The organism is Ramlibacter sp. (assembly GCA_019635435.1).
Taxonomy (GTDB): domain Bacteria; phylum Pseudomonadota; class Gammaproteobacteria; order Burkholderiales; family Burkholderiaceae_C; genus JAHBZM01.
Map to the genome: position 1 here is coordinate 2,101,691 of JAHBZM010000001.1, position 14,785 is coordinate 2,116,475.

Sequence of the window (14,785 nt, forward strand, 5' to 3'; positions counted from 1 at the left end):
GTCATTATAAATGCGAATCCATCGCATTTGCAATAACCATCTCGCGGGAAATGGCGGCCGGTGAGCTGCAGCCGCACAGGACCATGGCCATCTCGAATTCGTCGCGCAGCAGGCGCAGCACATGGGCCACGCCCACCGCGCCCGCGTTGGCCAGCCCCCACAGGCAGGGGCGGCCGACCATGACGGCGGTGGCGCCCAGGGCCAGGGCCTTGAACACGTCGGTGCCGCGCCGGATGCCGCCGTCAACCAGCAAGGGCAGGCGGGTGCCCACCGCATCGGCCACGGCCGGCAAGGCGTAGGCGGTGGTGACCGCCGTGTCCAGCACCCGCCCGCCGTGGTTGGACACCACGACCGCTGCCACGCCCAGGGCGGCCGCCTGGCGCGCATCGTCGGGGTGAAGCACGCCCTTGAGGATCACGGGCAGGCGCGTCGCGCCGCAAAGCCATTCGACGTCGGCCCAGGTGGCCGCGCTGTCCAGGGGCGTGTCCGCGACCGGCGCCCCCGCCAGGTTGACCGATGCGATGCCGGGGGGCAGCACGAAGCCCGCGCGCCGCTCCCGGTCGCGCACGCCGCTGACGGGCGCGTCCACCGTCAGCACCAGCGCTTTATAGCCGGCGTCTTGTGCGCGCAGCGCCAGCTCGCGCGTGAAGCCGCGGTCGGCCTGGCGGTAGAGCTGGAACCACAGCGGTCCGCGTTCCGGGTAGGCGCCGAAGGCCTGGGCCACAGTGGCCAACGGCAGGCTGGCCTGGGTGCTGAGCACCAGGCCCGCCGCCTGCGCCGCGGCGGCGTGGGCCATGGCCAGTTCGCCGTCGTCGTGCGCCAGCCGCTGCCAGGCCATGGGGGCGACCAGCAGCGGGTGGGCCAGGGTCCGGCCCAGCAGCTCCACCCGCGTGTGGGCCGTGGCCAGCGGCCGCAGCACGCGCGGTAGCAGTCGCAGGGCATCCCATGCGCTGCGGTTGGCGCGCAGCGTGATCTCGTCCGCGGCACCGCCGCCCAGGTAGGCCCAGGCATTGGCGTCCAGGTGCGCGCGCGCATGGGCTTCGTGGTCGGCCAGCGTGACCAGGCCGGGCGGCAGCGCCTGGACCGCGGGGACCGGGAGGCTGCCCGTGGTCATGTGTCAGCCCACAGCCGCAGCAGGTTGTGGTACGTGCCTGTGAGGGCCACGGTGGCGGGGCTTTCGCCGTGGGCCTGGCGCAGCTGCATCAGGGCCATGTCCATGTCGAACAGCAGCCGGCGCTGCTCGTCGCTGCGAACCATGCTCTCGACCCAGAAGAAGCAGGCCAGCCGCTGGCCGCGCGTGACCGGCGTGACCTGGTGCACGCTGGTGCCGGGGTAGAGCACCGCATGGCCCGCGGGCAGCTTGATGTCGTGGGTGCCAAAGGTGTCCTTCACCACCAGCGCGCCGCCGTCGTACTCCGATGGGTCCGACAGGAAAACCGTGCACGACACGTCGGTGCGGATGCGCTGGCCGGCTTCGGTGAAGCGCACCGCGTTGTCCACGTGGTCGCCGTAGTGGTTGCTGGTCCCGCCATAGCGGTTGAAGCGCGGCGTGAACACCTTCTTGGGCAGCGCGGCGGTCAGGAACAGCGGCTGGCGGTCCAGCCCGCGCAGCACCAGCGCGCCGGCGGCGCGGGCCGCCTCACAGTCATGGGGCAACTGCTCGTTGTGCTTGACCCGCGCGGCCTGCTCGCCGGCACTGGCGCGCCCGTCGGCCCAGGGGGCGGTGTCAAGCCGGGTGCGGATCTGGCGCACCTCTTCGGCGCTGAGGATGTCCGGAACGGTCAGTAGCATGGCGTGGGCTCGCTGAAACAAAAATGCCGGCCCCTGGCAGGGGCCGGCGTCCATTTTGCAGGAGTCAGGCTCAGAACTTCGCGGTGAGCGCGACCTGCAGCATGCGGCCCGCGCCCGGCACATAGTGGCCGCGGTAGAGCGATTCGCCATACAGCTTGTTGGTGGCATTGGTCAGGTTGGCCTTGACCACGAACTGCTGGTTGATGGTGTACTCGGCCATCAGGTCGGCCGTGACGAAGGCAGGTGCCTCCCAGGCCGGCGCCGTGACGTCGGCGGGCGACTGCGCGCTGCGGAAGTTCAGGCCGCCGCCCACGCGCCACTGCGGCGTGAGCTGGTAGGTGCTCCACACCGTGCCGCTGTGCTTGGGGCTCAGGCCGGGGCGGTCGCCCACGCGGTTGCCCACGGTGGTGGCGGTGGAGGCCACGTCCACCTTCGCCACGGGCATCCACATGTAGGAGCCATAGACTTCCCACTTGGGCGTGAGGCGGCCGCTGACGTCGATTTCAAAGCCCGCGGTGTGGCGCTTGCCCGACAGCAGAAGCCGGGTGGCGGCGGTGTCGGGGTCGGTGTTGCGCTCGTTCTTCTTGGTGGCGCGGAAGATCGCCAGGCGGGTGGTGAAGCGCTTGTCGGCCGAGTCGAGCTTGGCGCCGAACTCGATGTTCTCGCTTTGCTCCGGGTCGGTGTTGGCGCTCAGGGCGTTGTAGGAATAGGTGTCGCCCGAGGTGTTGAACGAGGTGCCGTAAGAGAAGTGGAACGAGTGCAGCGCGTTGGGCTGGTACAGCACGCCAAAGCGCTTGCTCAGCTCGGAAATCTTCTGCTGGTAGGACGTGGTCGTGACGGGCCCCGGCGCATTGTTGGGGATGCCGAACGCGTCGTAGCTGCCGCGCATGTTGTCGTAGCGCAGGCCGCCCAGCACCTTCCAGTGCGGGGCCACTTCCACCAGGTCCTGCACATAGACGCCCCAGGCATTGGAGGTGAACTGGTTGCCCGTGCGCAGCACGCGCAGGCCTTCGTTGATGGAGGCACCGTCGTTCGGCGTGCCGAAGGTGGTGGTCGGCTTGGGCAGGTCCACGCCGCCCTGCGCCGCGTTGCGCGCCGAGTACACGGTCTTCTTTTCCTGCGAGATGTCCACGCCCGTGATGAAGGCGTGCTTGACGCCCAGCGCCTCGAACTTGGTGTTGAAGTCGCTTTGCAGCTGCACGGAGTCCAGGTCCTGGATCTTCAGCTGCGTGCCGCGGTTGATGACGGTGTTGGGCCCGAAGGTGGACAGGTCCACCGCCAGCCCGCCGGGCTGCGACGCGGCATTGGCAAAGCGCACGGTGCCGGCGCGCTGGTCGCGCTTGAAGCTGCCCATGCGGAACTGGGTCTTCAGCTCGCTGTCGTGGCTGAAGCGGTGGATGTGGCTCAGGCTGCCGACGGTGGCCTTGCCCGCGTTGTAGTCGCTGGCCATGCCGTAGTAGGCGTCGGGGTCGAGGCTGCCAATGATGGTGTTGGCCGCCGTGGTGTCACTGGCGTTGGGCTTGATCCAGGGCATGCCGTAGTTCATGCCGTTGTTGTTGTCCAGGTAGTACAGGCTGGCGGCGAACTCGTCGGCGGTGCCGATGCCGAAGCGGTACGCGGCGGCGAGCCCCTTCTTGTCGATGCTGCTGCCCGCGCCGTTGCTGTCGGCCTTGGTGGCCATGGCATTCAGGCGCAGCGCGGCGTTTTCGCCGGTGACGATGTTGAAGTCACCCGTGACGCGCTTGTAGGCGTGGCTGCCCAGCGTGGTGGTGACCTCGTTTTCATTGACCAGGCGCGGCACCTTGCTGACCTGGTTGACCGCGCCGCCCGTGGAGCCGCGGCCGAACAGCATCGAGGCCGAACCGCGCAGCACTTCGATGCGGTCGTTGTTGAAGGTGTCGCGGTCGTAGAAGGCGGAGTCGCGCATGCCGTCCAGGAAGATGTCGCCGGTGGTGGCCAGCGAGAAGCCGCGCAGGCGGATGTCTTCCTCGCCGCCTTCGGCGGCCTGGAAGGTCACGCCCGCGGTCTGGCGCAGCGCATCCTTGACCGTGTCCAGGTTGCGGTCGTCCATCAGCTTCTCGGTCACCACGGTGATCGACTGGGGGATGTCGCGCAGCGCCTGGTTGCCCTTGCCGATGCTGGTCTCGGTGGCACGCAACGAGTCCTTGCCCTCGGGGGCTTCGGCCCGTTCCTTGACAGTCACGGGCGCCAGGGTTTTGCCCTCGGCCGGGGCGGCGCTCTGAGCCCAGGTGCCGAACGACGCCGCCAGCATCAGCGCGCCCAGGGGCAGCAGGGCCCGCTCGGAGGCCGGGGCTGGCATCTGGGGTGCCGGATGGATGGAGCGGGTGGGATGACCCTGGACGGAGCGCGCGCGGGCGCCAGCTTTTTTCTTAGCCAATGTGGCCTCCAGTGAATGGGTCTGCTCGCGGCAGATCGGGTGACGATGGGGAGGCTGGCTGGACGCGGGATGCCGCGGATTTGGCTGGCCGGGGATGGTTCAGTCCGGAGTTTATCGCAAATGCGAATCCATCTCATTAAGAATCAATTGAGCTGTGGCAATCCTGCGACGCTCAGGGGTGTCTGCGGTGGCGCAGCGCCCCTTGCGAACGGATGCCTAGCGTTCAGCGAAGGCGCGTTCGATCACGAAGTGGCCGGCGTGCTGCATGTTGCCTTCGCTGAACCCCCGGGCTTCGAGCATGGTCTTGAGGTCGCGCAGCATGGCGGGGCTGCCGCAGATCATGAAGCGGTCGTTGTCGACCGAGACCGGCGGCTGGCCCAGGTCGCTGTACAGCTTGCCCGAGGCCATGAGCTCGGTGATGCGCCCTTCGTTGCGGAACTTCTCGCGCGTGACGGTGGGGTAGTACAGCAGCTGGTTCCTGACCAGTTCGCCCAGGTATTCATGCTCGTGCAGCTCGTGCTCGAACAGCTGGCGGTAGGCCAGTTCGGCCTGGGTGCGGCAGCCGTGCACGATCACCACCCTGGCAAAGCGCTCGTAGGTTTCGGGGTCCTTGATCAGCGACAGGAACGGCGCCAGGCCGGTGCCCGTGGCCAGCAGCCAGAGCGTGCCGCCGGGCAGCAGGTTTTGCAGCAGCAGCGTGCCGGTGGGCTTGCGGCCCACGATCAGCTCGTCGCCGGGCTGCAGGTGCTGCAGGCGCGAGGTCAGCGGGCCCTCGGGCACCTTGATGCTGAAGAACTCAAGCTCTTCCTCATGGTTGGCGCTGGCGATGCTGTAGGCGCGCAGCAGCGGCTTGCCATTGACGGGCAGGCCGATCATGGTGAACTGGCCGTTGATGAAGCGAAAGCCGGTGTCACGGGTGGTGGTGAAGCTGAACAACTGGTCGGTCCAGTGGTGGACGGTCAGCACTTTTTCGGTCTGGAAGGCACTCATGGGGAGGGATTTTCACCGATACCTTATGCACTTTGGGTCTATGGGTGTACGCGAATGGTTATGAAGCCAATCTGCTATGAATTCAGTAGCATGGTGTGGCCGCCGGCATTGGACTCCAGGCTGATTTGCCTCAGATTCAGGGGGTGGCGGGGCTGCCGGCCGGCCTGCGCTTGAGCCACAGGTACAGCCCGCTGCCCAGCACCACGATGGTGGCCAGGTCCAGCAGGGCCCAGAGGACCTTCATGGGCAGGCCGCCGTAGTCGCCAAAGTGCAGCGGCTGCGAGACCCGCAGCGCCGTGAGGTACCAGGGCCATGGCGGCGCGGCGGTCACTTGTGCGGTGCGCGCATCCACCAGCACGGGCTGCAGCAGACGGGAGGTCAGCGGCGTGTTGCCGCGCAGGTAGAAGGTGGTGTGGTGCGGGCTGGAAAAGGCCGTGCCCGGGAAGGCGATGAACGAGAGCTTCATGCCCGGGGCGTGGGCCAGCGCGGCTTCCAGCGAGCGCTGGACCGAGCCGCGCTGCGCCAGTGGCAGCACGGGCTCGTCCTTGTAGGGCGCCAGCAGCGTGCTGAGCTGGCCGTCCTGCCAGTGCCTGATCAGCAGGTCGGCCCAGGTGTTGATCATGCCGGTGGCGCCCACCACCAGTGCCCAGACCAGCGTGACGATGCCCAGCAGGTTGTGCAGGTCCAGCCACTTGACGCGCGCGGAGCGTTCGCGCCGCACCTCGCCAAAGTCCAGCTTGCGCATGAAGGGCGCGTACAGCACCACGCCCGAGACAATGGCCACGAGCAGCAGCAGGCCCATCAGCCCCAGGAACAGCTTGCCCGGCAGGCCCGCGAACAGGTCCACATGCAGCCTGAGCATGACCCACATGAAGCCTTCGTCCAGCCGCGGGCTGGGCAGCGCCTGCGCGGTCCGCGCGTCCACCACCACCTGGCGGAAGTTGGCGGTGGGCGCCGGCGTGGGCGTGAGCGTGACGAACCACAGGTCGGTGCTGTCTTCGGCCTGCGAGGAGAACTGCACCACGCGGTCGGGGTAGCGGGCGCGGGCCACGTCGAGCACGCGGTCCAGGCTGGCATGCGGCGTGTTGGCCGCCACGGGCGGCGCCTCAACCTCGGTGCCCAGCAAGTGCCCGATCTCGTGGTGAAAGATCAGGGGCAGGCCGGTCAGGCATAGCAGCAGCATGAACGCGGTGCAGACCAGGCTGGACCATTGGTGCGTCCAGCGCCAGGCCCGGATGGCGCGGGCTGTCAGCATGGCGGCCTCAGAAATCCACCGAGGCGCTCAGCGTGAACGTGCGCGGCGCGCCCACCACCAGGTAGCCCGAACCCGGGTAGCCGCCCACCGAGGACCAGTAGCTCCTGTTGGCCACGTTGTCCACGCGGGCGCGCAGCGTGACCAGCCTGCCGGCCATCTCGGTCAGGTAGCGCGCGCCCAGGTCCAGACGCGTCCACCCCGGCACCTCCAGGGTGTTGGCGGCGTCGGCGTAACTGGCGCCCGTGTGCACCAGCCGCGCGTCCAGTGCCAGGCCGCGCACCGCGCGCAGTTCCCATTCAGCACCCAGGGTCGCCTGCATTTTTGGCACGCCGATCACGCGCTTGCCGTCGGTGGCGGCGGCGCCGGTGGACTGCTGCCGTGCGTTCAGCCAGGTGACGCCGCCCAGCAGACGCAGGCCGCGCGTGGCTTCGCCGTGGACGTTGAGTTCCACGCCGCTGTGGCGGTCCTGGCCGCCGGCCGTGAAGACGTTGGCCGCATTCAGGAAGGCGCGCGGGCGTGTGGTGGAGAACAGCGCGACGCTGCCGCCGATGCGCCCGCCGTCGTACTTGATGCCGATTTCCTTTTGCCTGGATACATGGGGCGCGAGCGACTCGCCGCGGTTGCTGGCGGCGGCCGGGGCCATGTCGCCCTTGCTCAGGCCTTCGATGGCGTTGGCATAGACCGACAGCTGCTGGCTGGCCTTGTAGACCAGGCCCAGCGCCGGACTGGTGCGGCTCTGGCTGTACTCGGCCAGCGGGGCGCTGGTGCCATAGGCATAGTCATTCACTTCGAGCTTCTGGCGGCGCAGGCCCAGCGTGAGCAGCACACGGTCGTCGGCCAGGGACAGCGTGTCGCCAATGGCCAGGCTGGTGAGTCGGGTGCGCCCGGTCAGGTTGGGCGCGGCCAGGTCGCCGCCCGAGAAGCCGCCGCCGCTGAAGGCGGGCCGCGGCGTGAACACCGGCCGGTAGAGGTGGGTGGCCTGGGTGTTGAAGAAGTCCCATTGGTAGGCGTTGTCCCTTTCGGCCTTGAACCACGAGGCCGCGGCCACCCATTCGTGGCCCACGCTGCCGGTGCGCAGCTTGCCGCGCAGGCCCAGTTCGCCGGTGCTGACGCGGTCCTTGCGGGCGTTGTCAAAGCGCGAGGTGGTGCCGTTGCCGGCGTTGTCGGCCAGCGCGAAATTGGCCAGCGAGTTGGCCTCTTCGCCGCGGCGCATGCCGTAGGCGGCCCAGGCGGTGGTGCCGGGGCTGATGTCCCATTCGCCGCGCAGGGTGCCGAACACATCCCGTTCATTGGAGAACGACCAGGGCTGGGCGAAATTGCCGGCGGCATCCGGCGCGGCCGGAATGGCCGTGACGCCGGCGCCCGGCGTGACATTGGTGCGGGTGCGGGCCAGGCGGTTGTCCTGCCAGCCGATGTCGCCCGACAGGCGCACGCTGCGGCTGCGCCAGTCCAGGCCCACGGCGGCGAGGCCGAGCTTTGCTGTCTCGTCGTTGACGCCGGTGCCACCGTCACGCACGGCGGCATTCACGCGGATGCCGGCGGCGCCGTCGGGCCCGAAGCGGCGCGCCACGTCGGCGGCCAGATTCACCTGTGAGCCGCTGCCCGCGCCCAGCGTGACGCGGCTGAGCGGCTCGTTGGGCGCGCGCTTGGGCAGCAGGTTGATCGCGCCGCCAATGCCACCGCCGCCGGGGTTGGCGCCGGTGAGAAAGGCCGAGGCGCCGCGCAGCACCTCCACGCGCTCGAACAGCTCGGTGGCGATGTACTGGCGCGGCAGCAGGCTGTACAAGCCGTTGTAGGCCACGTCGTCCGAGCCCAGGATGAAGCCGCGGATGAAATACGACTCCTGGAAGTTGCCAAAGCCGCGCGCCACGCGCACGTTGGGGTCGTTCTGCAGCACCTCGCCCACGCTGCGCGCCTGGCGGTCCTGGATCAGCTCGTTGGTGTAGCTGGTGATGGCAAACGGCGTCTCCATGTTGTCGCGCGTGCCCAGGATGCCCGCCCGCCCGCCGCGCGCCACCTGCCCGCCGGGGTAGGCGGGCGAGAGGCCCTGCGCCGACGCGTCGGCACTGGCGTTGACCGTCACCGTGGACAGCGTCTTGCTGCCGTGGGTGTCGGCTGCCGGGGCGGTCTGGGCCTGGGTGGCGGGAAGGTGAAAGGCCAATGCGGCGGCGAAGGCCACGGGCGTGAGTCGGGTCATGGGAGGTCCTTGTCAAGGGGATGAAGATGCGCCCCGCGCGCGCCTGGCGCGCCTGGCGCGCGCGGGGCGTTGCCAGGCGTGCCAGGCCATCACGGCCACGGTCAGGCCCAGCGCGAGCCATGACCAGGCGTCACCCCAGCCGTCGGACACCAGGGCGCTGAGCAGGCCGCTGGTGGTGAGCAGGCCCAGCGCCAGCGGCCAGCCCCACAGGCGCCAGAAGGCGGTTGCTACTGATTTGCTAGCACGAAGTGGCCGTGGCGCCTGGACTACAGAGTGATTTGGCGAAGAAAATCGGGGGCGGGCGGACATCGGCGAGGCGCAGGCGCAATCGGGTTGCTGGCTGGCTTCACCTCAAGGGTGTCGGCTGGCGGGTGAGTGCAGTTTACCTCAGAAATGAGAACCATTCTCGTTTATTGAGGTCAAAAAGCCGGCGGATGCCGGCTTTGGAGAGGGGTGAACCGCTGGAGAGCTCAGCTCAACTCGCCCATCTGGCTTTGCAGGTAGTTCTGCAGGCCGACCTTGCCCAGCAGGTCGATCTGGGTTTCCAGGAAGTCGATGTGCTCTTCGGTGTCGTCCAGGATGCCTTGCAGCAGGTCGCGGCTCACGTAGTCGCGCACGCTCTCGCAGTGGGCGATGCCGTCCTTGATGGTGGCCTGCGCGCCCTGTTCGGCCTGGAGGTCGCACTTGAGGATTTCGGGAACATCCTCGCCGACCATGAGCTTGCCCAGGTCCTGCAGGTTGGGCAGGCCGTCGAGCATGAAGATGCGGTCCATGAGCTTGTCGGCGTGCTTCATCTCGCCCATGGACTCGTCGTATTCCTTCCTGGCCAGCTTGTCCAGGCCCCAGTGCTTGTACATGCGGTAGTGCAGGAAGTACTGGTTGATGGCGGTCAGCTCGTTCTTGAGCTGGGCCTGCAGGTGCGCGATGACTTTGGCGTCGCCTTTCATGATGGGGCTCCCGGTGTGGTTGTGAACCGGGCCATTGTCTTTGAAATCAGCGCGCTTGCGGGCAATCCCCCACGCACGCGGTCTGCGTGCGTGTGATTGCGATAGGCATTCGCATTCAGGCTGGTGCCGTGCTGCGGATCAGGTGGTCAAAGGCCCCCAGCGCGGCCTTGGCGCCGTCGCCCGCGGCAATGATGATCTGCTTGAACGGCGTGGTGGTCGCGTCGCCCGCGGCAAAGACGCCGGGCACCGAGGTCTGGCCGCGCGCGTCCACCTCGATCTCGCCGTGTTTGCTCAGCGTCACCGTGCCCTTGAGCCAGTCGGTGTTGGGAACCAGGCCGATTTGCACGAACACGCCTTCCAGCGCCACGCGCTTTTCCTCGCCGCTCGCGCGGTCCTTGAACACCAGGCCATTGACCTTGTCGTCGCCGGTGATCTCGGTGGTCTGGGCGTTGGTGAACACGGTGACGTTGCCCAGGCTGCGCAGCTTGCGCTGCAGCACTTCGTCGGCGCGCAGCCGGGTGTCGTATTCGATCAGCGTCACGTGGCCCACGATGCCGGCCAGGTCAATCGCGGCTTCGACGCCCGAGTTGCCGCCGCCGATCACCGCCACGCGCTTGCCCTTGAACAGCGGGCCATCGCAGTGCGGGCAGTAGGCCACGCCCTTGTTCTTGAACTCCTTCTCGCCGGGCACATTGATGTTGCGCCAGCGCGCGCCAGTGGAAATGACCACGGACCGCGCCTTCAGCGATGCACCACTTTCCAGCTGTACCTCGATCAGGTCTTCGTTGCCGGCGCTGGCGGGCACCAGGGCCTTGGCGCGCTGCAGGTTCATGATGTCCACGTCGTAGGTGCGCACATGTTCTTCCAGTGCCAGCGCAAACTTGGGGCCCTCGGTTTCCTTGATCGAGATGAAGTTCTCGATGCCCAGCGTGTCCAGCACCTGGCCGCCAAAGCGCTCGGATGCGATGCCGGTGCGGATGCCCTTGCGCGCGGCGTACACGGCCGCGGCCGCGCCGGCCGGCCCGCCGCCGACGATCAGCACGTCGAACGGGTCCTTGGCGGCGATCTTCTTCGCCTCGCGCTCGGTGCCGCCGGTGTCCACCTTGGCCAGGATTTCCTCGAGGCTCAGGCGGCCGGTGCCGAACATCGTGCCATTGAGGAACACCGTGGGCACGCCCATGATCTGGCGTTCGTTGATCTCGTCCTGGAACAGGCCGCCCTCGATCATCGTGGTCTTGATGCGCGGGTTCTGCACCGCCATCAGGTTCAGCGCCTGCACCACGTCCGGGCAGTTATGGCAGGTCAGGGACACGTACACCTCGAATTCAAGATCGGCGTCCAGCGCGCGGATTTGCTCCAGCAGCGCCTGTTCGACCTTGGGCGGGTAGCCGCCCACTTGCAGCAGAGCCAGCACCAGCGAGGTGAACTCGTGCCCCATGGGCAGGCCGGCAAAGCGCGGGCCGTGGCTCTCGCCGGGGCGGTTGATCGAGAAGGACGGCGTGCGGTGCGGTCCGCCGCGGCTTTCGCTCACGGTGACCAGCTTCGAGGTTTCGGCAATGTCCTTGAGCAGCGCCTGCATCTCGGCCGACGCCGCCGAGTCGTCCAGCGAAGCGGCAATCTCCACGGGCTGCGTGATGCGCTCCATGTAGCTGGCGAGCTGGGTCTTGAGGCTGGTGTCGAGCATGGTGTTCTCCCGGAATGCTTGGATGTGAGTCGTGAAACACCGCGGAACCGGCTTTGCCGGGCCGCAGGCGTCGCCCCCTTGAGGGGGAGGCAGGCGCAGCGCGCCTGCTTCGGGGGTGGGCTTAAATCTTCCCGACCAGGTCCAGCGACGGCGTCAGCGTCTTGGCGCCTTCTTCCCACTTGGCGGGGCAGACTTCGCCGGGGTGGGCGGCGATGTATTGCGCGGCCTTCAGGCGGCGCAGGGTTTCCTTGGCATCGCGGCCAATGCCGTTGTCATGCACTTCAATGGTCTTGATCTTGCCCTCGGGGTCGATCACGAACGTGCCGCGCAGCGCCAGGCCGTGGTCTTCGCCCTCGGTGATCAGCACCTGGAAGAAGGTGGCGAGCTGGTGGTTCGGGTCGCCGATCAGCGGGTACTGGACCTTGCCGATGGTGTCCGACGTGTCGTGCCAGGCCTTGTGCGTGAAGTGGGTGTCGGTGGACACGCCATAGACTTCCGCGCCCAGCTTCTTGAACTCGTCGTAGTTGTCGGCCAGGTCGCCGAGCTCGGTCGGGCAGACAAAGGTGAAATCGGCGGGATAGAACACCACGACCGACCATTTGCCCTTGAAGTTCTGCTCGGAGACGGGCACGAACTTGCCGTTGTGGTAGGCGGTGGCCTTGAACGGGGGAATGGCGGTGTTGATCAGGGACATGCGGGTTACCTCTCTTGAAAAAATTGAAAATGGAAGCGGATGACCAAAGATTAACGGCGCAAGGCCGATTAATCCAATGAATGAATCTTATGTTTCTGATTCATCATAGCTATTTTGCCACGATTGTTGCAAATGAGAATGATTCGCATATAATTCAATCTGTCAGCGAGCAACGTCGTCCCTGGTGTCTGAACCCTGAGGGCCCGCGCAGCCAGCGGTTGTTTCATCACCAAAGGCTTTACCGTGGTTGCTCGCCCGAATTCCCCGTTTCCCCTCCGAAAACTTCCGTGCCTCATGGCCCTGGCCTGGGGCGCTTCGCTGGGCGCGCACGCGCAGACCGCGTCCCTGCAGCAGGTGGCCGTGGCGGGCGGGCTGAAAGAGGTCGTCATCAGCGGCTCGCGCAACGAGCAGGACCCCGACGAACTGCCCGCCAGCATTGACGTGCTGAACCGCAAGGCGCTGGAAGAAAAGCAGATTCGCGACATCCGCGACGCGGCGCGCGACATCCCCAACGTGTCGGTGCAGCGCGCGCCGGCGCGTTTCACGGCGGCAGGCTCGAGCACCGGGCGGGACGGCAACGCCGGCTTCAACATCCGCGGCCTGGATGGCAACCGGGTGCTGATGCTGGTGGACGGCATCCGCCAGCCACGCAGCTATGTGTTCAGCGCCAACGCTTTCGGGCGCGACTACCTGGACCTCGGCCTGGTGCAGCGGGTGGAGATCGTCAAGGGCGCGACCTCCGCGCTCTATGGCTCCGACGGCATGGGCGGGCTGGTCAACTTCATCACCAGCGATCCGGGCAACTTTCTCGCACCCGGCAAAACACTGGGCGGCACCGCCAGCGTGGGCCATGACGGTGACACCCATGGCAGGAACCTGGGTGCCACGCTGGCCGGCCGCGTCAATGACAGCGTGCAGTGGTTGCTGGGCGGCAACCTGAGCCGCTCCAGCGGGCTGGACACCATGGGGACGAACGACGCCGCCAATGTGGACCGCACCACCCCCAACCCGGAAAAAGACCGGGGCCAGGCGCTGCTGGGCAAGCTGGTCATCACGCCCGGCGGCGGGCAAAAGCATGTGATCACCCTGGAGCATGTGGAAAAAAAGGCCAGCTACAACCTGCTGTCGGCCGTGGCCAAGCCGCCGCTGGCCGCCACTTCCACACTCGCGGCCGATTCGTTCACCGACATGAAGCGCGACCGCCTCACCTGGAATGGAACCTGGCGGCTGAATGCCGCCGTGGCGGATGAACTCCAGGCCACGCTGAGCTACCAGCGCGCCGATTCGCGCGAGTACGTGGCCGAAGACCGCAACACCGCGGCCGACCGGGTGCGCGACACCACCTACAACGAGCGCACGCTGCAGGCCAACCTGCAGGCCGGCAAGGTCATCCGCATGGGGCAGGGCTGGGCCCAGAAGTTCACTTACGGCCTGGACCACACGCGGGCTGATCTTGTCAACCTGCAGACCGGCGTGACGCCGGCCTTTGGCGAGAGCTTCCCGCTCAAGCGGTTCCCGGACACGAAGGAGGCCAGCACGGCGGTGTATGTGCAGGACGAGATCATCGGCGGGCCGTGGAGCATCACGCCCGGCGTGCGCCTTGACCGTTTCAGCCTGGACGCCGCGCAGGCCGGCTTCTCGCCGCCCGCCACCACCCCGGCGGCGTCGATTTCGGGCTCGGCGATCTCGCCCAAGCTGGGCGTGCTGTACCGCGTGACACCGCAATGGAGCCTGTACGGCAACTACGCCCGGGGCTTCAAGGCGCCCAACGCGAACCAGGTCAACGGCTTCTTCGAAAACCTGGTGGCCTTCTACAAGACGGTGCCCAACCCCAGCCTCAAGCCCGAGAAAAGCCGCAACGTCGAGCTGGGCGCGCGGGGCCGGCTCGACAAGCTGTCACTTGACGTGGCGGCCTTCGCGGGGCGCTACCGCGACTTCATCGAGGAGTACCGTCAGGTGGGTGGTGCCGGCGTGCCGGGCAACCCCATCGTGTTCCAGACGGTGAACATCGGCAACGTCCGCATCAGCGGCTTCGAGGTCAAGGGCAACGTGCAATGGGGCCGGGCGGCCGGCGGGCAATGGAGTTCCGCCTTCGGCTATGGCCGGACCCGGGGCACCGACAGCACGACCGGCCTGCCGGTCAACTCCATCAACCCGTCCCGGCTGAATGCCGGCCTGAAGTACGACGCCGCCGCTTTCAGCGTGCGGATGGACCTGACCCATCGCGCGGCCAAGAAGGGCGGCGACATTGACCAGGCGTCGGCGGTGGCGCCTCCCGCCACGCAGTTCGCCACGCCGGCTGCCATCACGCTGGACCTGAGCGGCCAGTGGCGCATCCGCAAGGACCTGCGCCTGAACCTGGGCCTGTTCAACCTGACCGACAAAAAGTACTGGAACTGGTCGGATGTGCGCGGCCTGGCCTCCGGCTCCAGCGTGGCCGATGCCTACACCCAGCCCGGGCGCTACCTGCGGGTGTCGCTGGTGGCTGATTTCTGAGGAGATTTTCATGAACACCGATACCGGAATGAACGCCGACGAGGAATACCGCCTGCCCTGCGCCGAGGCGCTGCTGGCCAGCACGCTGGCCCTGATGACGGGCTTTGCCCAGGGGTGCTGCGACCCCCGCCGTGAACGGATGGCCGCCAAGGTCGTGAGCCAGCTCGCGCAGTTGGCCGGGCACCCCGTTCTGTCGGCCGAGTTCCGCACCATGCTCTGGAACCTGCGCGGGCACTGGCAGGCACAGCTTGACCAGGCCCAGGCCCTTTCTGCCGGCGAGCAGGACCGCAGGCTGTGGCATGTCTCACCCTCTTCACTCAATTGACTGTTACC

The 14,785-nt window shown here is 67.4% G+C and carries 12 protein-coding genes; 2 read left to right on the forward strand and 10 right to left on the reverse strand.

Going from position 1 to position 14,785, the window contains the following annotated elements:
• Positions 1–4 precede the first annotated feature (4 nt).
• From KF796_10135 to ahpC, 10 genes are all read right to left on the reverse strand, one after another.
• Positions 5–1,114, reverse strand: coding sequence for an alpha-hydroxy-acid oxidizing protein (locus KF796_10135; protein MBX3586995.1), 1,110 nt, complete (start codon positions 1,112–1,114; stop codon positions 5–7).
• Positions 1,111–1,791 carry a Fe2+-dependent dioxygenase gene (locus KF796_10140; GenBank protein MBX3586996.1) on the reverse strand — a complete coding sequence of 227 codons (681 nt, stop codon included), beginning with the start codon at positions 1,789–1,791 and terminating at the stop codon, positions 1,111–1,113. The genes KF796_10135 and KF796_10140 overlap by 4 nt, the downstream gene beginning before the upstream one ends.
• A gap of 70 nt (positions 1,792–1,861) precedes the next feature.
• Complete coding sequence (locus tag KF796_10145; protein MBX3586997.1) at positions 1,862–4,063, reverse strand: TonB-dependent siderophore receptor; 2,202 nt, start codon at positions 4,061–4,063, stop codon at positions 1,862–1,864.
• 342 nt (positions 4,064–4,405) lie between these two features.
• Entirely contained in the window at positions 4,406–5,179 is a 774-nt protein-coding gene (locus KF796_10150) for a ferredoxin--NADP reductase (protein ID MBX3586998.1), read from the reverse strand.
• Positions 5,180–5,315: 136 nt separating this feature from the next.
• A complete protein-coding gene (locus tag KF796_10155) occupies positions 5,316–6,431 on the reverse strand; it encodes a PepSY domain-containing protein (protein ID MBX3586999.1) in 1,116 nt (371 codons plus the stop codon).
• Positions 6,432–6,441: 10 nt separating this feature from the next.
• On the reverse strand, positions 6,442–8,631 hold the full coding sequence (locus tag KF796_10160) for a TonB-dependent receptor (protein ID MBX3587000.1): 2,190 nt from the start codon (positions 8,629–8,631) through the stop codon (positions 6,442–6,444).
• A gap of 12 nt (positions 8,632–8,643) precedes the next feature.
• Positions 8,644–8,841: a hypothetical protein gene (locus tag KF796_10165; protein MBX3587001.1), complete on the reverse strand. Its 198-nt coding sequence runs from the start codon at positions 8,839–8,841 to the stop codon at positions 8,644–8,646.
• Between the two features lie 260 nt (positions 8,842–9,101).
• The gene (bfr, locus tag KF796_10170; protein ID MBX3587002.1) at positions 9,102–9,578 is read right to left on the reverse strand and encodes a bacterioferritin; all 477 of its coding nucleotides are present in this window, start codon (positions 9,576–9,578) and stop codon (positions 9,102–9,104) included.
• Between the two features lie 115 nt (positions 9,579–9,693).
• Positions 9,694–11,262 carry an alkyl hydroperoxide reductase subunit F gene (gene ahpF, locus KF796_10175; GenBank protein ID MBX3587003.1) on the reverse strand — a complete coding sequence of 523 codons (1,569 nt, stop codon included), beginning with the start codon at positions 11,260–11,262 and terminating at the stop codon, positions 9,694–9,696.
• Between the two features lie 121 nt (positions 11,263–11,383).
• Positions 11,384–11,956 (reverse strand): peroxiredoxin, encoded by a 573-nt coding sequence (gene ahpC / locus KF796_10180; GenBank protein ID MBX3587004.1) that lies wholly within the window; start codon positions 11,954–11,956, stop codon positions 11,384–11,386.
• A 294-nt stretch (positions 11,957–12,250) separates the two neighbouring features.
• Here ahpC and KF796_10185 point away from each other — a divergent pair, with 294 nt between their 5' ends.
• A complete protein-coding gene (locus KF796_10185; protein MBX3587005.1) occupies positions 12,251–14,452 on the forward strand; it encodes a TonB-dependent hemoglobin/transferrin/lactoferrin family receptor in 2,202 nt (733 codons plus the stop codon).
• A 10-nt stretch (positions 14,453–14,462) separates the two neighbouring features.
• Entirely contained in the window at positions 14,463–14,777 is a 315-nt protein-coding gene (locus tag KF796_10190) for a hypothetical protein (GenBank protein ID MBX3587006.1), read from the forward strand.
• The last annotated feature ends 8 nt before the right edge of the window (positions 14,778–14,785 follow it).